This window comes from Comamonas sp. BIGb0124 (assembly GCF_003752175.1).
Classification (GTDB): domain Bacteria; phylum Pseudomonadota; class Gammaproteobacteria; order Burkholderiales; family Burkholderiaceae_C; genus Comamonas_F.
The window spans coordinates 13,317-34,733 of the sequence record NZ_RJVF01000015.1; the positions used below are offsets into that span (position 1 = coordinate 13,317).

At 65.8% G+C, this 21,417-nt stretch carries 23 protein-coding genes; 8 read left to right on the top strand and 15 right to left on the bottom strand.

Annotated features, from left to right (window positions below; all coding sequences use genetic code 11):
* Positions 1–40: 40 nt before the first annotated feature.
* The 4 genes from EC845_RS19755 to EC845_RS19770 all read right to left on the bottom strand — a co-directional run bounded on the left by EC845_RS19755 (position 41) and on the right by EC845_RS19770 (position 3,844).
* On the bottom strand, positions 41–1,117 hold the full coding sequence (locus EC845_RS19755; RefSeq protein ID WP_199739872.1) for a PhnD/SsuA/transferrin family substrate-binding protein: 1,077 nt from the start codon (positions 1,115–1,117) through the stop codon (positions 41–43).
* 65 nt (positions 1,118–1,182) lie between these two features.
* Positions 1,183–1,929 carry an ABC transporter ATP-binding protein gene (locus EC845_RS19760; RefSeq protein ID WP_123299877.1) on the bottom strand — a complete coding sequence of 249 codons (747 nt, stop codon included), beginning with the start codon at positions 1,927–1,929 and terminating at the stop codon, positions 1,183–1,185.
* On the bottom strand, positions 1,919–2,845 hold the full coding sequence (locus EC845_RS19765; RefSeq protein ID WP_123299878.1) for an ABC transporter permease: 927 nt from the start codon (positions 2,843–2,845) through the stop codon (positions 1,919–1,921). Before EC845_RS19765 ends, EC845_RS19760 begins: the two co-directional genes overlap by 11 nt.
* Positions 2,846–2,851: 6 nt before the next feature.
* Positions 2,852–3,844 (bottom strand): TauD/TfdA family dioxygenase, encoded by a 993-nt coding sequence (locus EC845_RS19770; RefSeq protein WP_123299879.1) that lies wholly within the window; start codon positions 3,842–3,844, stop codon positions 2,852–2,854.
* A 240-nt stretch (positions 3,845–4,084) separates the two neighbouring features.
* Between EC845_RS19770 and EC845_RS19775 the strand changes: the two genes are divergently transcribed.
* Positions 4,085–4,459 carry a hypothetical protein gene (locus EC845_RS19775; RefSeq protein ID WP_123299880.1) on the top strand — a complete coding sequence of 125 codons (375 nt, stop codon included), beginning with the start codon at positions 4,085–4,087 and terminating at the stop codon, positions 4,457–4,459.
* Positions 4,460–4,615: 156 nt separating this feature from the next.
* Positions 4,616–5,017 (top strand): hypothetical protein, encoded by a 402-nt coding sequence (locus tag EC845_RS19780; RefSeq protein WP_123299881.1) that lies wholly within the window; start codon positions 4,616–4,618, stop codon positions 5,015–5,017.
* Positions 5,018–5,041: 24 nt separating this feature from the next.
* Here EC845_RS19780 and EC845_RS19785 read toward each other — a convergent pair whose 3' ends face one another.
* Entirely contained in the window at positions 5,042–5,893 is an 852-nt protein-coding gene (locus EC845_RS19785; protein ID WP_123299882.1) for a formate/nitrite transporter family protein, read from the bottom strand.
* A 161-nt stretch (positions 5,894–6,054) separates the two neighbouring features.
* The gene (locus tag EC845_RS19790) at positions 6,055–6,564 is read right to left on the bottom strand and encodes an NUDIX hydrolase (protein ID WP_370451362.1); all 510 of its coding nucleotides are present in this window, start codon (positions 6,562–6,564) and stop codon (positions 6,055–6,057) included.
* Positions 6,565–6,766: 202 nt separating this feature from the next.
* On the opposite strand from EC845_RS19790, the gene EC845_RS19795 reads away from it, so the two are divergent.
* The 4 genes from EC845_RS19795 (at position 6,767) to EC845_RS19810 (ending at position 9,807) form a co-directional block, all read left to right on the top strand.
* On the top strand, positions 6,767–7,117 hold the full coding sequence (locus EC845_RS19795) for a hypothetical protein (RefSeq protein WP_148077352.1): 351 nt from the start codon (positions 6,767–6,769) through the stop codon (positions 7,115–7,117).
* Positions 7,118–7,284: 167 nt separating this feature from the next.
* The gene (locus tag EC845_RS19800) at positions 7,285–7,764 is read left to right on the top strand and encodes an SH3 domain-containing protein (RefSeq protein ID WP_123299884.1); all 480 of its coding nucleotides are present in this window, start codon (positions 7,285–7,287) and stop codon (positions 7,762–7,764) included.
* A 169-nt stretch (positions 7,765–7,933) separates the two neighbouring features.
* The gene (locus EC845_RS19805) at positions 7,934–8,152 is read left to right on the top strand and encodes a hypothetical protein (protein WP_158615737.1); all 219 of its coding nucleotides are present in this window, start codon (positions 7,934–7,936) and stop codon (positions 8,150–8,152) included.
* A gap of 248 nt (positions 8,153–8,400) precedes the next feature.
* Complete coding sequence (locus tag EC845_RS19810) at positions 8,401–9,807, top strand: amidohydrolase family protein (protein WP_233598191.1); 1,407 nt, start codon at positions 8,401–8,403, stop codon at positions 9,805–9,807.
* Positions 9,808–9,831: 24 nt separating this feature from the next.
* Here the strand turns inward: EC845_RS19810 and EC845_RS19815 are convergent, their stop codons facing one another.
* Together EC845_RS19815 and EC845_RS19820 are read right to left on the bottom strand one after the other, a co-directional pair.
* Positions 9,832–10,224 (bottom strand): hypothetical protein, encoded by a 393-nt coding sequence (locus EC845_RS19815; protein WP_123299887.1) that lies wholly within the window; start codon positions 10,222–10,224, stop codon positions 9,832–9,834.
* Positions 10,225–10,262: 38 nt separating this feature from the next.
* Positions 10,263–11,186: a nitroreductase gene (locus EC845_RS19820; RefSeq protein WP_158615738.1), complete on the bottom strand. Its 924-nt coding sequence runs from the start codon at positions 11,184–11,186 to the stop codon at positions 10,263–10,265.
* A gap of 179 nt (positions 11,187–11,365) precedes the next feature.
* Between EC845_RS19820 and EC845_RS19825 the strand changes: the two genes are divergently transcribed.
* Positions 11,366–11,686, top strand: coding sequence for a hypothetical protein (locus EC845_RS19825; RefSeq protein WP_148077353.1), 321 nt, complete (start codon positions 11,366–11,368; stop codon positions 11,684–11,686).
* Between the two features lie 149 nt (positions 11,687–11,835).
* Positions 11,836–12,063 carry a hypothetical protein gene (locus tag EC845_RS19830; RefSeq protein WP_123299890.1) on the top strand — a complete coding sequence of 76 codons (228 nt, stop codon included), beginning with the start codon at positions 11,836–11,838 and terminating at the stop codon, positions 12,061–12,063.
* Between the two features lie 74 nt (positions 12,064–12,137).
* On the opposite strand, the gene EC845_RS22425 is transcribed toward EC845_RS19830, so the two are convergent.
* From EC845_RS22425 to EC845_RS19860, 7 genes are all read right to left on the bottom strand, one after another.
* Positions 12,138–12,293, bottom strand: coding sequence for a hypothetical protein (locus tag EC845_RS22425; protein ID WP_158615739.1), 156 nt, complete (start codon positions 12,291–12,293; stop codon positions 12,138–12,140).
* A gap of 30 nt (positions 12,294–12,323) precedes the next feature.
* Positions 12,324–13,520 (bottom strand): YncE family protein, encoded by a 1,197-nt coding sequence (locus EC845_RS19835; RefSeq protein ID WP_148077354.1) that lies wholly within the window; start codon positions 13,518–13,520, stop codon positions 12,324–12,326.
* A gap of 23 nt (positions 13,521–13,543) precedes the next feature.
* Entirely contained in the window at positions 13,544–15,955 is a 2,412-nt protein-coding gene (locus EC845_RS19840; protein ID WP_233598192.1) for a TonB-dependent receptor, read from the bottom strand.
* Positions 15,956–16,123: 168 nt separating this feature from the next.
* Positions 16,124–17,086, bottom strand: a complete 963-nt coding sequence (locus EC845_RS19845; protein WP_123299892.1) for a FecR family protein — start codon at positions 17,084–17,086, stop codon at positions 16,124–16,126.
* A complete protein-coding gene (locus EC845_RS19850; RefSeq protein WP_233598203.1) occupies positions 17,083–17,550 on the bottom strand; it encodes an RNA polymerase sigma factor in 468 nt (155 codons plus the stop codon). Before EC845_RS19850 ends, EC845_RS19845 begins: the two co-directional genes overlap by 4 nt.
* Before the next feature lie 300 nt (positions 17,551–17,850).
* Positions 17,851–20,286 (bottom strand): TonB-dependent siderophore receptor, encoded by a 2,436-nt coding sequence (locus EC845_RS19855; protein ID WP_123299894.1) that lies wholly within the window; start codon positions 20,284–20,286, stop codon positions 17,851–17,853.
* 259 nt (positions 20,287–20,545) lie between these two features.
* Positions 20,546–21,355 carry a FecR family protein gene (locus EC845_RS19860; protein WP_148077355.1) on the bottom strand — a complete coding sequence of 270 codons (810 nt, stop codon included), beginning with the start codon at positions 21,353–21,355 and terminating at the stop codon, positions 20,546–20,548.
* Positions 21,356–21,417 lie beyond the last annotated feature (62 nt).

The following is a 21,417-nucleotide window of genomic DNA, read 5'->3' on the forward strand; positions in this document are numbered from 1 at the left end:
GCAAATGTCTGACCCAAGCGGGGTTGTCCAACCAGCCCCCTCACCGCCTGGCAGACTTCGCCGCGGCGTCGGTTTCGAGCAGCGGCTTGGGCGTCACGCCGTCGCGCCGGTTCTGTTCGGCGACGACGGCATTGAAACGACCGTCGACGTAGGGGGCGATGTCGACTTTTGTCTTCAGAGCCCCGGTTTCGCGCAGCCCGTCGGCGATCTGCTGGAACACCGAGACGACTTCCTGGTCGACCGGGTAGAAGGTACCGAAGCCGGCTTCGTCGACCAGCCGCTTGCCCTGGGCAAAGCTCAGGCCTTGCTGCTGCACGTAGGTCGCCTTGATCCATGCGTCGGGGTTCTTGGCTTGCCAGTTGTAGAACTGAACGGCGCGCCTCAGGAAGTCGGCGACTGCGGCCGTCTTCGCCGGATTGTCGAGCGTGGCCTTGCGGACCAGGATGACGCCGAGACCCCAGTTGTGACCGCGCCCGTCGCCGATGATGGGCGGCGAACCGAGCTTGAAGTACTGGTTGCCGAGCACGATGGCCGCATCCACCGAACGGGACGCAAAGGTCGGTGCGACCTCCGAGCCTGCGAGCTGCACGCCCTTCACCTCCTTGTTCAGGCTCAATCCCTGCTCGTGCAGCAGCCCCGAGAGAATCATGTGCCGGCCGGTGCCGGGCGGATACGCCACCGTGCGGCCGCGCAGATCCGCAACGGACTGGATCCCGCTGTTGGGCTGAACCACCAGATAGGTGTTCGAAGGACTGCCCGGATTCGCGATCAGACCCACGGCGACCAGATCCTTGACGCCGCTGGCCACGGCGATGGGCAACGGCGCTTCGCCGATATAACCGATGTCCACCCCACCGGAGATCAAGGCCTCGAGCACGGCAGGGCCGCCATTGAAGTTGGCGAAGTTGATGTCGTAGGGCACTCCCTGGTCGGCGCCCGAGAGTTTCCACGGAATGGAGGCCTGGCTGCTTTGCTCGGCGACCACCAGCCGAGTCCCCTTGGGCACGGCCGCAGCAAGCGCATCGGCGGATTCCGCAGCATGGACGCCGAAAGCCAGGACGCCGGCGGCAACGGCCGCGGCGGCCTGTTTGAAAAGGGAGAGGGAAGGAAACATCATGAGGATGAGCCCGTTGACATTGAGAGTTTGAAAATGCGAAGTCGGTGAACCGGCGACATCGCTGCTCAGTCGGGCACCACGCCCAGCTCGGACAGCAACGTTTCGCGCAGGGCGGCAAAGCCAGAGGCCGACCGGTGCCGAGGCTCCTCGAGCCGGACCTCGACACTCATCGAGATCCGGCCGTCCTGCAGGACCAGCACACGATCGGCGAGCAGGATGGCTTCATCGACGTCATGGGTGACCAGCAGCACGGCCGGACGGTGCTTGCGGTAGAGCTCCCGCAGCAACGCGTGCATGCGGATGCGGGTCAACGCGTCGAGGGCACCGAAGGGCTCGTCGAGCAGCAGGAGCTGAGGCTCGCGTACGAGTGCCCGGGCCAGTGCCGCACGCTGTGCCTCGCCGCCCGACAGCGTACGCGGCCACGCCTGCGCGTGCCGCTCCAATCCGACCTCGGCCAGTGCGGCAAGCCCCAGGTTCACGGTCTGGCGTGTCTGCGGCAGTCCGATGGTGACGTTGCGCAGCACCGAAAGCCAGGGCATCAGCCGAGGCTCCTGAAAGACGACGGCACGCCGCCGGGGCACCTGCACCTCGCCGCTCGCGTCCGCATCCAGCGCCCCGAGCACACGCAGAAACGTGCTCTTGCCCGAACCGCTGCGGCCCAGCAGCGCGACGAATTCGCCGGGCTCCATCTCGAGCGTGAAGTCCTGCAGCACCGGCCGCTCGCCAAACGACTTGTTCAGTCCGTAGGCCGATACGGCCAGGTGGGACGCCGGCAAAGAGCCCGTGGCAGGGACAAGCGATTCAGGTGCCATCGAATGCACGCCGCCAGGTCAACAGGCGGGCCTCGAGAAAGCGGACCAGCGAAAGAGACAGCAATCCCAGCAAGGCATAGACGGCCAGCAGCACAAAGATGACGTCGATGCGGAAATACTCGCGCGCATCGCTCATGAGCCGCCCCAGTCCGATGGGTGCATTGATGGTCTCGGCAAAGATCAGCGACAGCCAGGCGGCCGTCAGAGCCAACCGCAGCCCGACCAGAAAGCCTGGCAAAGCCCCGGGCAGGATGACCGCGGTGACCAGTTCACGCCGTTTCACGCCGAAGGTTCGCGCCGCCTCGACCAGCGAGGCGTCGACGTTCCGGATGGCGCTGAAGGTGTTGATGTAGATCACGACCAGCACGCTCAAGGCGATCAGGGCCACCTTGGGCTCCTCGCCGATGCCGAACCACGCGATCAGCACGGGAAGCAGCGCAAAATTCGGGACGGCACGCAGCACTTCCATGTTGGTGTCGATCACGTTCTCGCCCCAGCGGGTGAGACCTGCCACGACGGCACTGCTCACCCCGATCGACAACCCCAGTGCCAGGCCTTTCAGCACACGCACCAGCGAAGCCGCGAGGTGACCCTGCAGTTCCTGGGACGCCAGCAGACTGGCCGCCGTCATCACCACGGTCTGCGGGCTGGGCGTGGTGCGTGGATCGAAGACTTCGAACGAGGACAGCAGTTGCCACACCACAAGTGCCAGCAAGGGACCGGACAGCCGCTGGAGCGACCGCGGAATGCGGGGGGCCGTGGCGGCGACCGGGCCGTCGAGACGCGGATCGACCCGATCGAGCGAGCCGCCGGCCGGTGCGGCAACTGGTGCGGATACGTGCACACCCGCGCCGTCGTCGCGCAGACGGGCGGGCCGGCTCACCCGCTGCAGGCTTGCTTCTGCAGAAGTCGTCATGGGGCCTCAGGCTCCCTTGAAGGCCGCGCCCTCGATCGACTCCGAAGGCTTGCCGTCGGGGCCGACCGGCACATCGCCCTCGAGGGTGATGCGGTGAAGAATGCGGTCGCCCTCCACATGCGCAAAGTCACGGGGCGCAAGATGAAGCGCAGCGCGGTTGTCCCAGAACGCCACGCTGCCGGGCTCCCATCGAAAGCGCGCGGTGTACTCGGGAATCACCGCCTGCTCGAACAGAAGGTCGAGCAGATGGCGGCTTTCACGCGCCGAGACACCGACGATCTGTTTGGTGAAGCTGGGATTGACGTACAGCACTTTCTCTCCCGTCTCGGGGTGCACACGCACCACCGGATGGATCGAGGCCAGCGGATTGCTGCGCACCAGATCGCCGATCTTCTCGCGGCTGCGCTCGGCACCGACACTCGCCCCAAAACGATGCTCGGCGCGCAGGCCGTCGATGAACTTTCGGATCGGCTCGGCCAATCCCGCATAGGCCGCCGCGACATTGGTGAACTGGGTATCGCCGCCGTAAGGCGGTACCGCCTCGGCACGCAGGATGGAATAAGCTGGCGGGTTGATGAGCGGCGTCACATCGGCATGCCAGCCCGGGCCGTTGGCGCCCACCTGCTTCTGGTAGTTCGGGCCATAGCGCTTGGCGTAGGCGTCGGGCGAGACGGTATGGATCTCGGGAAAGCCTGCGGGTGCCACATCGCCCTCGTAGGGATGGCCGGGCGTCACCGGACCGAACTGCCGGCCGAACGCGATCTGGCCGGCGTGGTCGAGATTCTGGTTGCGGAAGAACACCACTTTCCAGCGCAGCAAGGCCTCCTTGATCGCCTTGAAATGCGCAGGCGGCAGAGGGCGACTCAAATCGGCCCCCTGGATCTCGGCACCGGTCCAGCCCGACTGGGGAAGAATTCGCAGATCGGAGACCGCCGGGCTTTTTTCACGAGCACTTGCTGCAGGGGCGTAAGCGGTGACGGATTCGAGCGTAGCTGACATCGTGGACCTCGGATGGAAGTTGTGTGTTCATCCACCTTAGGAGTTCGCCCCAGCCTCAACAACGATGCATTGTTTCTTTTCTTATGCACTGCACGCAGGCCGGTTCGCGTCATGACCGGCCTCTTCCTACCCGCCTTGCCCATCCGTCGCCGACAGGCACGGCCCCGTCCCGAGCGCACCATGCGTTCATGCATCCGTATTTCTTTCGCATGCAATGCCGAAGCACAGACAGGAGACCCCATGGCCAACCCGAACCCCAAGAACAGCCGCCCCGACGACACCCGCCATCCCGTGGACGATGGAGAACCCAACCTGCCCGTCGATCCCGACACCCTGGCCACGCCCGAGGACGAAATCGAGCCGGGCGAGACCTGGCCCCTGGAAGGCCAAGCGAGTTCGCGCCACGACGACGGATCGGATGACGAATGGCGCGACGACACCACGGGCATCGACGACCAGTCGGCACCGCCCCAGCCTCTGGACTTCGACGATGGCGACGAGAGCCGCCCGAATGGTCCTCACCCCGTGCGTCAGGGTGGCACCTGGGACGACGAAGGTGCGGACAGTGGACGCCTCAAACCCCCTTCTGAACTGCATTCGGACCGCAAGGGCTGAGACCGTTCACGCCGCGCTCTCGGCGCACGCGGGCACCGTCCGTGCGGCGCTCGAGAATTCGGCTGTGCGCCACGTTTTCGTCAAGTTGCCTTCAGATTCGTGCGGCATACTCGAGTCGTTGTATTTCGAGAGCAGTACGTTGAGGAATTCCACCCGATGAAAAAGGATTTGATCAACCCCGTTGCCACCTTGGCCGCGACGCTGCTGGCCAAGCGCGCACCCGCCCGCGAAAACCTCACGGCACAAGCCGTGGCGAATGCGGTGCAGCAGGCTTACGAAGGTCTGCTGCTGGGCATCGAGCGCATCGAGCAGGCCGAAAAGAATCGCAAGGCCGCCGAGCACAGAAAACGCCAGCAGAAGGAAGACGAGGAACGGCAGGCCGCGTTGAAAGCGGTCAACGAGATGGTGCTCAAGCGTGCCGCGACGCGCCGCACCCGTCCGCCGCAGGCCGCGTCGGCCCGTCCGGGTCTGCCGGCGGCATCGGCACCCGCCACCGCTTCTGCAACTGCATCCGCTCCCCCGCCCGTGCCGAAACCCCCAGCCGCTCCGCGCCACTGAACGGGCCGCAGCATCGGCACGGCATCACTCGATGTCGTTGCGGACCTGCGCATGGCTGATCAGTGCAAAGATCACCGTCCCCCCCAGAAGGTTGCCCAGCAGCGTGGGCACGCCGAAGGTCCACAGCGCATCGGCCACGGCCAGCTTGCCGAGGAACATGAGATAGAGCACCTCGACCGAGCCCACGATGATGTGCGGAAAATCGCCGAGGCCCATGAGGTAGGTCACGATGAAGATCATGAGGATCTTGCCTTGGTCGATGCTGCTGAGCACCCACACCAACGTGGCAATCAGCCAGCCCGAAAGAATGGCTTTTGAAAACATGGTGAAGGCGTCGTACTCCATGAGCTTGACGCCCAGCTCCTGAAACGCTGCATCCACCGGGCCCGGGAACACCGGCAGCACCGCAAAGACCCAGGCCGCCACGGCCGCGCCGCAGACATTGCCCGCCAGCACCAGCATCCACAGCCGCACCAGCCGCCACAGGCCGTAGAGGCTGGGCTTGGTCATGACCGGCAGCACCGGCGTGACGGTGTTTTCGGAAAACAGCTGCTGCGACGCAGTGATGACCAGCATGAAGCCCAGCGGATAACCGAGCGTGGAAATCAGGAAAAAAGGGTCGCCCTTGGGCAGATAAGCCATCAACACGCCCTCGCCCACCAACGACGTGCTCATCGTGATGCCGCCGGCCAGGGCGGACCACAGCAGCGCCATGGCATCGCGCCGCAGTTCCTTTTCCCCATGTTCGCAGATGATTTCGTGCACCGCCGCGGCCTTCGACGGCAGGTGCCTGGCGCGTTCGTCGCTTTCGCTCTCGCCCTCGTGGTGATGGGTCGTGTGTTCGGTGCCGGCTGGGCCGGCTTGTTGTGTATTCATTGTCCGATCCGTCCTGCAGCGCCGCGCGTCTTGCGGCCTGAGCAGTCTTGCCGCTGGCCTCGCCGGCGCACGTAGGAGCGCACGACTGCAGCATGCAGCCCAAATCCGCGATCCTTGCACCGGCATGCGCCCGCCCCTGGCGATCGGCGGCCGGCACGCCCTCAGGGCTGACCGTCCAGTTGCCGCGCCCGCTCGACCAGCGCCACGATCTGCGGCGGAAAGATACGCTCGCTGCTGGCCGCCAGCTCCGCCATCTCCCACCACCGGTGCCCGGCAATGCAGCCACGCTCCACTTCGGTCCATCCCGCCTGCTGCGGCTCGACTTTGTCCATGCGGACCAGAAAATAGCGCTCTTCGGCCAGCACGCGCTCACCGTCGGGCATGAGCATCTCGAACTCGCGGCGCGCGACTTCCGCGCCGAACGTGCCGGGGTAGTCGCCCACCTCCTCGCGCAGTTCGCGGCGCGCGGCCTGCTCGAAGCTCTCGCCCGGCTCCACGCCCCCGCCCGGCGTGGCCCAATAGTCGCGGCCCACATAGGGCCCGTGGGCGTGACGGGCGAGAAACAACAGGATGCAACCGTCCGGCGACTGCACCAGCAGGCGCGCCGCCGGCCGGCGTCTGAGCGACGGGAGAGGAAGAGGAAGGGGCGACGCCATCGGCTGCTCGGTCATGCAGCGATTATCGGCAAGCGCCCGATGCCTCACGGCCTGCTGCCGGCACGCGACCCCGCCGGATGCCGAAAAATCCAAGATTTCCGGCCACACCCCCAAAAATTTGGCCTTTTGTCTGACATAAAACGTTTGCGGCGCACCAGGGTTTTCACTAAAGTGGCACAGAACTGACTTGGATGTTGCACTGCACAAGGATGCTCACATGAACGAACTCAATTCGATCGGCCTGTCCGCAGCCACTCCCGTGGTTCTTCGCCGTCGCTCGGAGGATGTTCCGTCGAGCGGCTCTTCGCCGGTCGCGGCCGACGATCCTGCGATGCTGCACAAACGCTCGGAAATCCTCGCCGCCATGCGCAGCAATCTCGAGGAATCGGAGGTCGAGCCCTCGATCCGAAGCCGCATGATCGCGCTGCTCGACGAGCTGGACCTGCACCTCGGCCTCGGCACCTTCCATGCCCGCAAGGCCGCCCTGACGGCTTTTGCCGCGGCCCATACCGCCATCCTTTTTCCCGTGTTGGGACCGCTCATCGACAGCCTGGGCGACCACGCCTGAGCACGCCGTGCGCGGGTGCTGAAACCCGAGCCCTCTACTGCGATGCAGCGCACATCTGCCGCTTGCACTTGCACAATCGAATCGCCGCGACGCACCCACACAGCGCCGCGGCGATTTTTTCTTGTGACTTCAAGGTGCCCGCCATGGGCCGGAAAGGAAACCATACGATGCATTGGGGCCGTCAGATCATCCGCCGCCTTTTGTTGGGAACAGGCCTGGGCCTGGTTGCACTGACCGCGTCCGTCGCGGTACAGGCCGCCGCGCCCGCCATGGTCAGCGTGGGTGTTTCCGAATCGATCTTGCGCAAGGGCCCGGGGCTCAGCCACGAGGGCCTCTGGAGCGTTCCACGGGGTTATCCGCTGCAGATCGTCCAGCGCCAGAGCGGCTGGCTGCAGGTGCGCGACTTCGAAGGCGACCGCACCTGGATCCGTGCAGCGGCGACCAGCCGCACCCCCCACTTCATCGTCAAGGTACCCACGGCCAATCTGCGCGCCCGCCCCTCCACTCAATCGCGGGTGCTGGGCAAACTCTCGTACGGGACGATCCTGCAGACGCTGGCGCACGACAACGACGGCTGGGTCAAGGTCAGGCAGCAGCCGCAGGGCAAGACCGGCTGGGTCGCGCAGCGGCTGCTCTGGGGTTACTGAGCCGGGCTTGCCCGCCGTGCGGACCCGCGGACATCGTCCGGTCCTGCGGGGCTTCTCGCATTGACTTGAATACCAAAGTATTCATTTCGTCCCCGTTTTTGATGGATGTGCGCGCGCTGCCAATAATGGTGCGAATCAACAGCACACCCATTGAAAAGGACGGATGATCATGCTCGGCCTGGAACGATGCCTGTGTACGGACGCGCATTACAACCGTCTCGAGCGGCCGCTGTGGCTGCGTCTGTTCGGCCGGCGTGAGCTCTATCGCTGCCTGAGCTGCGACACCGCCATGGTTCTCAGCCAGACCGAGATGGAAACCCGGCTGCGCGCGAGTGTGCATGGGCTGGTGCGGGCAGGCCAGATCCCGGTCACGCGCCCGCTGGCCTGATCCCGGACCGAGGCCGTCGGAAGGCCGCCGACTGCGAGCCGCGAGCCGTCACGTTGTGCACCGGTCTGGGGTGAGAACCGGGTATTCTCCGAACTGAATTTCGCGACGGTCTCGTGCGGATGCCGCGAGGTCTTCTCGATTCGCGTGAATCAACGCCAGAGAAGGACGTGCACATGAGGATGAAATGGCCGGCGACGCCCGGCTCCGCCACGCGGACATTGACGTGTCCATGTCATGGGTCGGATGCCATGGCGCTGTTTTCGCGCGTCGAGGCCCGTCTGTCGCGCCGTACCTTGCTGGCTGCCACGAGCGCTTCGGCGATTGCAGCCATGCTGGGCATGCCGGTGGCCAGCCTCGCCCAAGTGCCGTCTCATCCAGGCCTCACCGTCTTGCGCGGTGGCCGCATATTCGACGGCCAGAGTGCGCGCTTGATCGAAGGCCGGGACGTCCTGGTTCGAGGCAATCGCATCGAAGCCTTGCTGGAGGCCGGGACTACCGTCGCCGATGCCCAATCGATCGACTGCGGCGGGCGCACCCTCACGCCCGGGTTGATCGATGCCCACTGGCACGCCCTTCTGGCCGCTATTCCGCAACTGGTCGCGTTCACCGCCGATGTGCCTTACGTGCATCTGGTCGCAGCGCAGGAAGCCGAACGCACGCTGCTGCGCGGATTCACCACGGTGCGCGATGTCGGCGGGCCGGCGTTTGCACTCAAGCGCATCATCGATGAAGGCGGCGTGGCGGGTCCCCGCATCTACCCCAGCGGGGCCATGATCTCCCAGACCTCGGGCCATGGCGATTTTCGCCAGCGCAGCGACTTGCCACGCACCAGCCGAAACGACATCGGCGCGGCCGAGGCGGCCGGCATTTCGGCGATTGCGGACGGCGAGGCCGAGGTCCTTCGACGGGTGCGAGAACAACTCATGCTGGGAGCCAGCCAGATCAAGATCATGGCCGGCGGCGGCGTGGCCTCGGCCTACGATCCGATCGATGCACTTCAATACTCCGAATCCGAGATGCGCGCCGCGGTGGGCGCTGCCGCCGACTGGGGCACGTATGTCTGCGCCCATGTCTACACGGCAGACGGCATACGCCGCGCGCTGGCCTGCGGCGTCAGGTCGATCGAGCACGGCCAGCTCGCAGACGAAGACGCGGTTCGCCGCATGAAGGATGCGGACGCCTGGTGGAGCCTGCAGCCCTTTCTGGCGGACGAGGATGCCAACGTCTACGCCAGCGAATCCCAGCGCATGCAGCAGCAACGCATTGCCGAAGGCACCGTGCGTGCCTTCGAACTCGGTCGCAAGCATGGCGTGAAGATCGCCTTCGGCACCGACATCCTGTTCAACCCCAAGGGCACGGCGGGACAGGGCCGGCAGCTCGCCAAGCTCGCACGCTGGTTCGAGCCGGTCGACGTGCTGCGCCTGGCCACGAGCCGCAATGCCGAACTGCTGGCCCTGTCGGGCGCACGCTCACCCTACCCAGGCCCGCTGGGGGTGGTTGCCGCGGGTGCTCTGGCCGACCTTCTGGTCTTCGAAGGCGACCCCTTGCGCAACCTCGACGTGCTCGCCGATCCGGAGCGCAACCTCAAGCTGGTGATGAAGGATGGCCGGCTGCACCGCAACGAACTGGCGACCCTGCCGCCTCGTCAGGCCTGACGAGGCGGCCCATGGCTCGTTCACTCAGGGCAATTGGCTGCCGCTGGACTTCCAGGAGCCATTGGGCTGCTTGCAGAACCAGAACCGCCAGTTTTCAGAGGTCGAGAGCTGGCTCACTTCGGCCGCCAGCAAGCGGCACGTCCCGGCGGACTGGGTCTGTGCGGTCTGTTGAGGCTTGAAGACCACCTTGACCGGCTGACGGCCGCGGCCGGGGCTGCTGGTCCACTCCGAGCTTGCGCGATCGGGGGTCTCGTTGAGCGCCTGCGCCACGGCCGCTTTGAAAGCCGGCAGGTCTTTGGCGGGGATACGCGAGGCGATGGTGTTGTTGATGAAGGAAAGCGGTGCGGCCGTCGCGGCCACGGGAAACAGCACCATGGCAGAAACAAGAGCGGCAGCGGGGGCAAAAAGCATTCTCATGTAGGACTTCCAAGAAGAGCGATTGAACCCGGCTGAAATCAAACTCGACACCGGTGCCGACATGCTATCCCAAGACCCCGGCAGGCAGCGCAATCGCCCTGCTCTTCGGGCGATGCAGCCGCAGGGGCAAGCCCTGTCCAGCGCGACATCGCCGACGCAGGCGATACGGCGCACGCTGCGGCCGGCTGGCCGACGACGGTGCCGATGCTCACGAAGCCCGCCAGCGTCTCGTCGCCCGAGACGCCGAGCTGGGCCGACAGGATGGGATCGAAACACCGATCGCCGCTGAGCACGATGGCGCCGAAATCCAGCTGGTGAGCGGCATTCAACACATTGCCCAGGGCGGCGCCGGCGCAGAGCCATTGTTCTTGCACGGGCACCGGGCTTCTCATGACAGGCGAAACCACGAACCCGAGCAGAACCGGCGGGCGCAGTGCGTGCGCCCGCGCCCGGGCCAGATCCTGCGGCGAGGTCAGCGGATCGCGGCGCAGCTTTTCCTGCTCGAACAGCACGGCCAGCATCTCACGCGACTCCCGGGGGAACTCGATCACACGCCACGGACGCAGTCGGCCATGGTCGGGCGCACGCAAGGCGGCCGCGAGCATCAGCGGCAGGGTCTCCGCATCCGGTCCCGGCAGCCCCAGCCTTCTGGGCGAGACCGAACGCCGGTCGACCAGCGGTGCGACGGCTTTGTTCTGCCGGAACACCGCGAGATCCCGGTGCAGTCCGTCGAGTTCGCCCTGGCTTTGTCGTGCAATGGCCAGAACGGCCTGGCCCCGCGCCGTGAACAGGATCTCGTCCATCGCGCTGGCGGTCTCGACAAGACCGCCGCCGTAACAGGCTTGTGCCGCGGCAACCGCCTCGTGGAGCGCCGCCACGTCCACGGCCAGGGCTTGCGCAGCCCGTGCCAGCGTGCGGTGCTCGGCGAGGGCGGACAGGCATTTGAGGTGTTCGGTTTGCATGAGAAGACGCGACTGGGCGGCGATGCGGGGAGTCGCCTCGGAGGCATTGTATTTCTTCGGATATAGCGCTGCCGATCGCGATGATGAAACGCAACCCTCAGGCCTGCCCGAAGACCCCCTGCGGAGGCCTTGGCCCATCGGGCCCGCAGGTAAGATCGCCCCAACCGAGGAGCCAAGACATGTCAGTGGATATCAGTGGAAAAGTGATCGTCTCTTTCGAGACCGAGGATGAAGACGAGGACGAGATCGAGATTTCGGCGGAGGAATTCGAAGTCGAGTACCTGAGCAGCGGCGAACGCCAGCTGGGGCCGGAAAACTGCTATCAGATCTATTACGAATCCGACAGTTTTTCGCTCCGCAAGGAGATCTACGAATATCCGGCAGGCGTGCTCAACTCGGGCAGCGAATGGACCACGGAAAACTGTACCGTCACCGTGGACGACCTGGACATCGAGATCGGTCTTTCGGACGAACAGGATCCCGAGGACGAAGAGAACTGATGCAGGGAACGACGGCCGGCCATTCGTTTCCGGCCGCATTTGTAACAGAAATCCTGTCTCTTGTTACATGAACTAAATCCATTTAGACTAAGCCATCAGTATTCATTTTTATATAAATCTCTATCATTGCCCCCTAGCGAGGGAATGACATGAACATTTTGAACATCGAATACCTGGGCCACGTCTACACGGCCCAATACAAGGTGACCAAAGACGATCACCTGGTGGTGCATCTGCCCAACGGCGAAATGCGTGAAACGGCGCTGCGCGGCATTCGTCCGCAATTGTCGGCCAAGACCCATCTCGTGGCCTACGCCATGACCCAGACCCGCAGCCGCCACAGGGTGCAGGCCCGCACCGGCCACCACCGCTGGTAGGCCCTCGGGGCACGCCGTCTCGCCGTGCCCCATGAAAAAACCACCCGAAGGTGGTTTCTTTCAAAAGCCGACGATCAGTCGCCCAGCGTGTAGGCCAACGGATCGGGAAAACGACCGGGCAGGAAGGACACGGCCAGGTTGTGACCGACCCGGAACGGCGGCGCCAGGCCGTCTTGCCATGGGTCAGGTCGGGCGGTGCCCGTGTGCCATAGCGTTTTCGCTCCAGCCATGCTCACTTTCGATAGCAGTCATATGAATGCTCAAAAGGCGATTCTCACCACGCTCTCGTTGCTGCCCTTGGGATCCTGGTCCGAGTTCTTGACGGTCGCGAAGATCGCGCCGGTCTGCCGATCGAGCGCCAGGCTGTTGGGGTGCGACGGCAGATCGAGGGTGTGCAGCAGGCGGTAGTCGTCGAGGCTGTGCACGGTGACCGTGCCCGAGCCTCGGTTGGTCACGATCAGCCGGTGGCGTGCCTCGTCGATCAGCACCGCCACCGGCCCCTGGCCCGTCGGAATGCGGGTCTCGACCTGGCCGTCCCGGGGATCGATGACGACAATCCGGTTGCCCTCGCCTCGCGCCTGGTACGCCAGCTTGGCAAACTTCCGGCGCACCATGTCGACGTTGCCGCCCCCCTGGTCGACGGCCAGGACACGCTGCTGCCGCTTGTCGAAAGCCAGGTTGAGCAACTGGTCCGCAGCGACTTCGGACTGCCGTTCGAGGACCAGGCTGCGCGTGTCGATCGTGAACAGCTGACCCTGCATGTTGCCCACGTAGAGCTTGCCGGATGCTTCGTCGACGGTGGCTCCCGCTGCGCCGAAGCCAAAGCCGGGAATGACCTTTTCCAGTTGCAGGCTGCGGGTATCGGCGACATACAGCGCGCTGTCCTCGATCCAGATGCCGGGCGCGAACAGCCGGTGACGGGCCTTGTCCAGCACGAGCTCGCGCAGATTGTGAGGGGCGCGCTCGGTCGGTTTGCCTTCGAAATCGGTGGTGTGGATTTTTTCGGCCAGCCGGATCGTGCCGACGATGCCGTTGGTCTGCGTGTCGATCACCGTCACGGCGGCATCGAACGCGTTGCCGACGTACAGCCGGTTGCCGTCGTCGTCCAGTGCCACGCCGAGCCCTCTTTCCTTCAGCGGTATCTCGGCCACGACGGCCAGGGTGGTGGGGTCGAGCCGAAGAATCCGCGACTGCGGCGCATCCTTTTCGCGGCCGCCGGCCGAAGCGACGAAGACCGCTTTCTGTTTGTCGGAATACGCCAGTTCGTAAAGCGCAGGCGCGAGCGATCGACGGATCACGGTGGCTTGAGGCAAGGCTTGGGCATTCATCGGATTCGAGGGCGTGGCGGCTTTCGGCGTGAGAGGGGGCGGGCTGTCTGCGCCTTGCGCGCAGGCGCAACCTGCAGCGGCGGCCGAGAGGGCGAACAGGAGGTGATGGAAGACAGATCGGCAGGTCATGCAAAAGACTTTCGGTGAGAGGATCAGAGGTCGACGGAAGCCGACAGCAGGAAGGTGCGCGGCGCGCCGAGTCCGCTGCCCAGGCTGCCCGCCCAGTACGCCTTGTTGAAGACGTTGGACACATTGGCCCGCAGCGTGACCGGGCGATTGGCGACCGTGGTGGCATAACGCGCCCCGAGGTCGTAGACCGTGCGCCCGGCGACCCACAGCGAGTTGTCGGCACTGATGTACTGCTTGGACATGGCGACCATGTTTGCCGACGCCGTCAGCCCCTGGACACCGGGGATGTCCCACTCGGTCCCCAGCTTGCCCTGCCACCTGGGCATGGCCGTGGCATAACGTCCCTGGTTCACGCCGCCGGCGGTTCGGGTGAGCTTGGCCTCGGTGTACGAGATGCCGCCCATGAGCCGGACGCCGCGGGCCAGTTCGCCGAAGAAACCGAACTCCAGTCCACGGTTGCGTTGCTCTCCGCCGAAGGAATACACGTTGGTGACCGGATCGGTGTAAGCGCTCGGCCGGCGGATCTGGAATGCGCTCACCGTCGTGGCGAACGAGCCCAGATCGAACTTCGCACCCACCTCCTGCTGTTGGGTCTTGTAGGGCGCAAACACCTCGCCCGCGTTGACGGCCGTGGTCGGTGCCGTGGCGCCCTGGCTCAGGCCTTGGATGGAGTTGCCGTACAGCGACATCCAGTCCGTGGCCTTGAACAGCACCGCTGCAGCCGGTGTCGTGGCGCCGGCGTCGTATCGCGCAGTGCGGCTGCCGGTGGCCGAGTCGAACGTATCGCTCACCACGTTCTGGCGCCGCAGTCCGAGTGTGAGCTGGACGCGGTCCTGCGCAAACGACAAGGTGTCGGCCAGCCCGTAGCTGGTGGTGCGCAGCGCAGCCGTCCTGGGCAGCGCGGCACTGCTGAAGCTGTTGTCCACAGGGCTGCCCCAGACCGGGTCGTCGATGTTGGTCACCCAGTTCGACGCCAGCATGTTGCGCACAAAACCGAAGTGGTAGTCGTGCTGGTAATAGCTGGCCGTCGCGGCCACCTCGTGCCGGATCTCGCCGGTCTCGAAACGCCCGCGAACACCGGCTTCGGCCGTGTTCTTGTCCATCCGGATGCGCTGGTGCGAAAAGTTGTTGCGGTAGTCGCCGTTCGCGTTGAATACTTCGTACGTGGCACCGGCGACCGAATCGAAATCGGTGGCGCTGTGGCCATAGGCCGCGTAGGCGGTGATGTCGCGCGTGACATCCAGTTCGCCCCGCAGCACCACGGCACGGTCCTGGGTGTCGGTATACGTCCAGTCCGGCGACAGCAGCGTTTCGGCCTTGGGCGGCGTCGGCACCGCCAAGCCCGAGGCCAGTGAGATGCCACGATTGAGTCCGTCCACACGGTCTTCGCTGGTGTAGAGATCGGCCGACAGCCTGGCACGATCCGAGCGCCAGTCGATCCCCAATGCAGCCAGCGTGGCCTTCTTGGACTGGTGATCGACGGCACTGTCGCCATCGCGGTAGACCCCGTTGAACCGGATGCCCAGTTGTTTGTTCTCGCCGAACCGACGCCCCACGTCCACATGGGTCCCGAACTGTGCATCCGAGGCGTAGGTGCCGGTGATGCGCGTCAGCGGTTCGTCGCCTGCGCGCTTGGGCACGAGGTTGATGCTGCCCCCCACGGAACCGCCGGGCGGCATGCCGTTGAGCAGCGCCGACGGTCCCTTGAGCACTTCGATGCGCTCGGCCAGCTCGGGGGTGACACGCCAGTACGGAATCACGCCGTACAGGCCGCCGAAAGCGACATCGCTGGCGGCCACGGCAAAACCGCGCAGGCTGAAGCCGTCGTTGATCATGCCTGTGGAGCCGCTGACATACACGGATGGATCGGTCGCCCCGATCACGCTGCCGATGTCCTGCGCCTGCCGGTCCTTGACGAACTGTTCGGTGTAGCTGGTGGTATTGAAGGGCGTCTCCATGAAGTCCCTGTTGCCCAGCAGACCCACGCGGCCGCCCCGGGCGACCTGCCCGCCCGCATAGGCCTCGGGCAGTTCATCGGCCGTCGGTGCGGCCGCCGTGACCGTGATCGCCCCCAGCGTGAGCGATGCGCCGTCGCGCACGACGACCATGCCGCCGCCGCTGGGCACCGCACGCAAGCCGCTGCCGGCCAGCGCCTGGCCCAAGGCCTGGCTCAGCGTGTAATCGCCGCGTACGGCTGGGGCGGCATGCCCTTGCACCAGCGTGGCATCGAGCCCGATGCCCACGCCGAACTGCCGGGCCAGCGCGTCGATGGAGCGGGACAGGGATTGTGACGGCAAGTCGATACGCAAGCTGCGCGCCGGCGTGGCGGGACGCGAAGTGCCTTCGGCCGAGCCTTGCGCATGGACCGAGGGACTGGCGGCCCAGCCGGCCAGGGCCAGCATCGCGGCCGCGGCCAGGACATGCGGGCGCGCCATGCGCTGGGACGGGTGACGTGTTGTGATGAAAAGGCAATGCATATCGGATTCGTCTTGGGCTGTGATCTCCCGGTGAGGACGGTCCAGCCAGCCAAACACCGACAAATGATTTGCAACAAAACGAAACTCGAACCGCCGACGGCGTGCAGCGCCGTTGGGCGAAAGCCCTCAACGCGCCGAAACCGTCTGGTTGTCGACGCGCACGGGCAGCATCAGCGGCAGGCTGCGCAGGAAAGCTGCAGGATCGCGCAGCGGAAAACTGCCCGTCAGGCGCAGGTCGGACAAGCCCCGGCCCTCTGGCGTGTCCGCACGAGCCAGACGCATCGGTTCACGCAGATAGTCGTTCCAGCGTGCCAGCACCTCGGGCAACGGCGTCTGGTCGAACACCAGCCAACCCGCACGCCATGCACCCACGCTGGCGGGGTTCATGTCGTGAAGAGACAACCGGCCCGCACGATCGATCTGCGCCTGCTGCCCGGCCGTGAGCACGGCTGCCGCAAGATCCTCGTCACCGGCGGAGGACGGCCAGACCGCCACCCGCCCTTCGGCGACCGAGACGGTCATGGCGTTGTCGCGCACCGCCACGCTGAAGACCGTACCCAGCACCTGCACACGCCCCCACGGCGTGGTGACGCGGAACGGCCGGGATTCATCGCGTGCCACGGCAAAACGCGCCTCGCCTTTCGCGAGATTCACCTCACGCCGGTCCCTGTAAAGCACCGCTTCGAGCGCAGTCGCCGCTGCAAGGTCCAGCACGCTGCCGTCGGCCAGACGCTGTTCGAGAATCTGCTGGCCCTGTCCCGTGGCCAGCGAGAGCCGCTGCACGGGCTGCAGCCACCACCAGCGCCCTCCTCCGCCGGCCAGCGCGGCCAGACACAGCACCTGCAGCGCCCGGCGCCGGCCGGCACGCCGAACCTTGGCATCCACCGGCTTGGCGACGCTCTCGCGCAAGTCGGAGGCATCGGTCTGTGCCCAATACTGCAGCGCCAGCCGATAGGCCTGTTCGTGCCGCGTGTCTTGCTGTCTCCACTGCGCCAGGGCTTGCTCGAGCTGCTGCGGGTCGCAGTCGGGATCGTTGTGCCGGCGGCCGATGAAGGACAAGGCCTGCTCGACCAGCGCCCGCGAGCTCATGCCTCTTCCTCGCGGAAATGAGCCAGATCCATCACGGCCCGCACCAGATGCTGGTCCACCGCATCGCGCGAGATGCCCATGCATTCGGCCGCCTCGGCGTAGGTGCAGCCATGGATACGGACCAGGATGAAGGCCTCGCGCCGCTTGCGCGGCATGGCCTCCAGACGCGCGACAAAACTCGCGATCTCCTGCCGCGCCTGGACCTGCTGCTCGGTCGTCGGCGCCTGGCTGGGCTGCACGATCGCCAGGCTCTCGAGCATGCGTGCCTCGGTGCCGCGCCGGCGCAGGTCGTCGACCACGACGTTCTTGCCGACCCGGTACAGCATGGCCCGCAGGTTGCGCACCGCTGTTCCGTCCTGCTGCAGCGCCAGCACGCGGGCGTAGGCTTCCTGCACGACATCCTGGGCAGCATCGCGGCTCTTGAGAGAACCTGCAAAAAAGCTGACGAGCTCGGCGTAATACATCACGGCCACGGTCAGTTCCCGTCAGCGCTGCAAGGCATGCGTCGTCGAGCGGGCCTGCCGGTTGCGGGATGTTTGGCGAGTCATGGCGGATCGGGTCGTCGGTGTTGAGGAATCAGCGCGCGCCCTCTTGCAGGAAGGCGTTTGCGACCCCTTGCCCAAGCGGCCGCAGGCGCGCATCTTAATCGCAAATGAGAATCGGACACAAGCTCGACCCTCAAGACTGCCGAGCGTGAGGGCTTTCCATTCCGCCTGCGTTCCAATGCCCAGATGCAGCGCATCGGCAGCGGCCGGGCATTCGCCTCAGAGCTTGGCACGCAGCGTCAGCAGCACGCTGCGAGGGGCGCCATAGAAGTTGCCATAGCTGGTGCTGCTGACGGTGTGGAAGTAGGTCTTGTCGAACAGGTTGTTGACGTTCAGAGCCAGGCTCCAACGACGGTCGAACGCATACTCGGCGCGCGCGCCCCACACGGCGTAGCCCCCCTGCGTGAAGTCGTAGTTCGAACGCACACCATCGACGGTGACGGCGCCCGACTGGTAGTGGCGGCTCTGCATCGTCACACCCGCACCCAGTTGCAGCCCATGCAGCTGACCGCTGAAGGTCTGGTTGGCCCAGAGCTTGAACAGGTGGCGCGGCGTGACGGTGTTGAACTGCTCGTCGTTCTCGCGTTTGTTCTGGTTGGCGTTGTAGGTGTAACCGGCCGACAGTTGCAGGCCCGGCAGCACCTCGCCGCTCAGTTCGGTCTCGAAGCCCTGGCTCAGCTGATAGCCGTCACGGAAGTAGCAGCAGCTCGAACCGCTGGGCAGCGAGCTCTCGGGGTAAGCCGGGTCGCTGACGGCCGCGCCGCGTTTCTCGACACGGTAAAGGGCAAAACTGCCGTTGAGCTTGCCGTCCCACAACGCGCTCTTGACCCCCAGCTCGTAGTTGCGGCCGGTGATGGGATCGAGCGAGCTGCCGGGCAAGGGCCCGGACAGTTGGTCGGCCTGCGACTGGTAGATCTCGGAAGCGCTGGCATACAGGCTGGTCGAGCGAGTGAGGTCGAAGACCAGGCCCGCATAGGGCACCCACACGTTCTTCTCGTCTCGGTTGGCGCCGAGTTCACCGGTCCCGTCGTACTGTCGGTAACGGTCCTTGATCACATAACGGCCGCCGACGATCACCGACCAGCGGTCGATCGGACGGATCCGCAGCGAGCCGTACAGACCGGTCTTGCGCTGCGTGGTGTAGGTCTGGCCCGGATAGAGCTGCGATTCGTTGACGAAGACCTCGCGCGAGGGATAGAGGCCGCTGTAGACATTGCTGTCGGCATAGTCGAACTCGACGTAACCCGCATCGTTGGCGTCGCGTGTCGAGGTCACGTCGGCACCGACGACCACGTCGTGCCGCTGCCCCCAGGCCTTGAAACTGCCGGTGAGGTTGGCGTCGAAGGAAGTCTGCTTGGGCGTGGCACGCTGGTAGTAGCCGGCCCAATAAGGGCCTTCGCCGTTGGCGTCGATCGGACCGCGCAGGTTGGCGTAGTCGTAATACGTTTTGGCGTGCAGGCGCTGCAAGGTGGCCGTGCCTTTCCAGTCGGCATCGAAGCGGTGTTCGAGCTTGGCAAAGACCTTGGCGAGTTCCACGTCCTGCATGTTCCAGGGCGTGCCGGTGTTGACCGAGCGCGGCAGGTTCAGCGCCGAACCGTCGGCATTGCGCCCCAGGCCCTCGAAGATGCCGCGGCGCTTGTCCTTCTGATAGCTGGCCCCCACCAGGGCGACGGTGTCGGGCGTGAGGTCGGTTTCCAGCGCGCCGTAGAACACGTTGCGCTTGTCCTTGCCGTAGTCGTAGAAGTAGTCCTGATCCTGATGCACCGCGACGGCGCGGCCGCGCAGGCGGCCTTCGAACGCCAGCGGGCCGGTGGCGTCGATCTCGGCGCGGTAGTTGTTCCAGCTGCCGGCGGAAACCGCCAGATTGACCTGGCGTTCGGCCAGCGGCCTTTTGTGATTGAGCAGCAGCACCCCGCCCGCCTCGCCGGCCCCGAACAGACCGTCTGCACCCCGCAGAATGCCGACGTTGTCGTACAGGGCCATGTCCGAGAGGCTGGCGAAACCGCCCGAGTTGCTCGAGGTGGCACCGCCGTCGTAGCGGATGTTGTCGACGGCGAGGCCGCGCGAATAGAAGTTGTAGCTGCCGTTCCAGTTGGTGGTCTGGGTCACGCCGGTGGTCTGCGCCATGACTTCGTCGAGCGTACGCAGGGCCTGGTCCTGCATGCGCTGCTGAGTCACCACCGTGATCGACTGCGGGATCTCGCGCAACGACTGCTCGCCCTTGGCTGCATTGGTGTATCGCGGCGTGTAGGCGTTCGAGCCCTCGGTGCTGGCACTGCGTTCGGCCGTGGCGGCCACCGTGACGGTCCCCAGCGTCACCGTTCCCTGCGCGGGAGCCTGTACCAGCGTGTAGCCACCGTCTCCCAGTTCCCGCACGACCAGGCCGCTGCCCGCACTCAGCCGCTCGAGCGCCTGCCGCACCGTCAGGTTGCCTTGCACGGCCTGCGACTGGCGCGACTGCGTCAGTTCGGTCGAGACCACGATGCGTGCGCCGGATTGGCTGGCCAGTGCCGCGATGGCCAGATCCAGCCGCTGCGCGGACAGGTCGAAACGCTGCGCAACGGCCGTCGCGGCCGTCCCCCCGCCCGCCGACTGCGCCAGCACATGGCCTGCGGAAAACGACAGGGCGAGTGCAGCGACCGCGGCGCGGGCCACCGGCTTCCAGACCCGGACCGGCGGGCGCGCAGCCGATGCCGAAGCGACAGAAGCCCGAACGCCCCGGCGATGTTGAAGTTCACGAGATGCACACACGATGGACCGCACGTTGGATACCCCTTGGATCTGGATTGGACAAATGGACGGTCCAGCCGCGATTGCGCGGCAGGACCTACAGGGGGTATGGCGTGGTGGAAACCCGCGTTGTTGAGGTCCGTTGCGAAACTTTACAAATGCCGGCGATTCGCAGCGCCCGGCCTCATCGTCCCGCGGGCTGGATGAGGTAGCCCTGCCCTTCGGCGACCACCTTCACCGGAACGATATGCGGCAGGTCACGCAGCAGTTGATCGAGCCCGGCGATGTCGTATGCCCCGGTCAGCCGCCATTGGCCGACGCGCGCATCGGCGATGCGCAGCCGGTAGGGACGGTAACGTTCGATCTGCTCGGCCACCTGCGTCAACGGCGTCTCGCGGAAGATCAGCCGCCCCTGCTGCCAGGCCACGACTTCGCCGGCATTCACCGTGCGCAGGGCCATGGACGCGGTGGCGGATGCGGCGCCGTCGGGGTTCACACGCAGGGTCTGGTTGGCGACCACGCGCCGGGCGTCGCTACGGCCTCGGGCCGTCACGTCCACCGCCCCCTCGCTCACCGTCACGTCGTCCTGCCCGGGCTGCACACGGACGTTGAAGACCGTGCCGATGTCGCGCACCGCGCTGTGCGGCGTGTGGACCACGAAGGGCCGCCAGGCATGCGCCACGGTGAACATCGCCTCCCCGCTCTCCAGCCGGAATGTGCGGCTGCGCAGGCGGCTCTCCACCACCAGCGTGGTGTGGGTGTTGAGGTCGATGCGGCTGCCGTCCCGCAGCGTCCAGACACTGCGCTCGCCCACGGCGGTGCGCAGCGTCTCGCTGCGCCAGGCCGGGTCGACCCACCAGGTGCCCGCGATCGCCAGCGCCAGCACGCCCAGCGCCGTGCCCTGGGTCCGCCGTCGCCGGGCCTGCCGGTGCGCGGCCGAGAGGGCCCGCGCCTCGGCCAGCAGCGCATCCTTGTCGGGAAAACAGTGGCGCAATGCGTCCTCGTAATGCGGCCACGGTGCCGTTGCCCTGCCGGCGGCTTGCGTCGGCTCGGAGT

What these genes read in the sequence shown, in the direction of transcription:
- EC845_RS19800 (WP_123299884.1), top strand. Translation starts at nt 7,285, where the DNA reads ATGCATTGGGGCCGTCAGATCATCCGCCGCCTTTTGTTGGGAACAGGC.
- EC845_RS19755 (WP_199739872.1), bottom strand. Translation starts at nt 1,117, where the DNA reads ATGATGTTTCCTTCCCTCTCCCTTTTCAAACAGGCCGCCGCGGCCGTT.
- EC845_RS19775 (WP_123299880.1), top strand. Translation starts at nt 4,085, where the DNA reads ATGGCCAACCCGAACCCCAAGAACAGCCGCCCCGACGACACCCGCCAT.
- EC845_RS19770 (WP_123299879.1), bottom strand. Translation starts at nt 3,844, where the DNA reads ATGTCAGCTACGCTCGAATCCGTCACCGCTTACGCCCCTGCAGCAAGT.
- EC845_RS19795 (WP_148077352.1), top strand. Translation starts at nt 6,767, where the DNA reads ATGAACGAACTCAATTCGATCGGCCTGTCCGCAGCCACTCCCGTGGTT.
- EC845_RS19825 (WP_148077353.1), top strand. Translation starts at nt 11,366, where the DNA reads ATGTCAGTGGATATCAGTGGAAAAGTGATCGTCTCTTTCGAGACCGAG.
- EC845_RS19835 (WP_148077354.1), bottom strand. Translation starts at nt 13,520, where the DNA reads ATGACCTGCCGATCTGTCTTCCATCACCTCCTGTTCGCCCTCTCGGCC.
- EC845_RS19840 (WP_233598192.1), bottom strand. Translation starts at nt 15,955, where the DNA reads ATGGCGCGCCCGCATGTCCTGGCCGCGGCCGCGATGCTGGCCCTGGCC.
- EC845_RS19805 (WP_158615737.1), top strand. Translation starts at nt 7,934, where the DNA reads ATGCTCGGCCTGGAACGATGCCTGTGTACGGACGCGCATTACAACCGT.
- EC845_RS19760 (WP_123299877.1), bottom strand. Translation starts at nt 1,929, where the DNA reads ATGGCACCTGAATCGCTTGTCCCTGCCACGGGCTCTTTGCCGGCGTCC.
- EC845_RS19765 (WP_123299878.1), bottom strand. Translation starts at nt 2,845, where the DNA reads ATGACGACTTCTGCAGAAGCAAGCCTGCAGCGGGTGAGCCGGCCCGCC.
- EC845_RS22425 (WP_158615739.1), bottom strand. Translation starts at nt 12,293, where the DNA reads ATGGCTGGAGCGAAAACGCTATGGCACACGGGCACCGCCCGACCTGAC.
- EC845_RS19850 (WP_233598203.1), bottom strand. Translation starts at nt 17,550, where the DNA reads ATGTATTACGCCGAGCTCGTCAGCTTTTTTGCAGGTTCTCTCAAGAGC.
- EC845_RS19815 (WP_123299887.1), bottom strand. Translation starts at nt 10,224, where the DNA reads ATGAGAATGCTTTTTGCCCCCGCTGCCGCTCTTGTTTCTGCCATGGTG.
- EC845_RS19810 (WP_233598191.1), top strand. Translation starts at nt 8,401, where the DNA reads ATGGCGCTGTTTTCGCGCGTCGAGGCCCGTCTGTCGCGCCGTACCTTG.
- EC845_RS19780 (WP_123299881.1), top strand. Translation starts at nt 4,616, where the DNA reads ATGAAAAAGGATTTGATCAACCCCGTTGCCACCTTGGCCGCGACGCTG.
- EC845_RS19785 (WP_123299882.1), bottom strand. Translation starts at nt 5,893, where the DNA reads ATGAATACACAACAAGCCGGCCCAGCCGGCACCGAACACACGACCCAT.
- EC845_RS19820 (WP_158615738.1), bottom strand. Translation starts at nt 11,186, where the DNA reads ATGCAAACCGAACACCTCAAATGCCTGTCCGCCCTCGCCGAGCACCGC.
- EC845_RS19790 (WP_370451362.1), bottom strand. Translation starts at nt 6,564, where the DNA reads ATGACCGAGCAGCCGATGGCGTCGCCCCTTCCTCTTCCTCTCCCGTCG.
- EC845_RS19845 (WP_123299892.1), bottom strand. Translation starts at nt 17,086, where the DNA reads ATGAGCTCGCGGGCGCTGGTCGAGCAGGCCTTGTCCTTCATCGGCCGC.
- EC845_RS19830 (WP_123299890.1), top strand. Translation starts at nt 11,836, where the DNA reads ATGAACATTTTGAACATCGAATACCTGGGCCACGTCTACACGGCCCAA.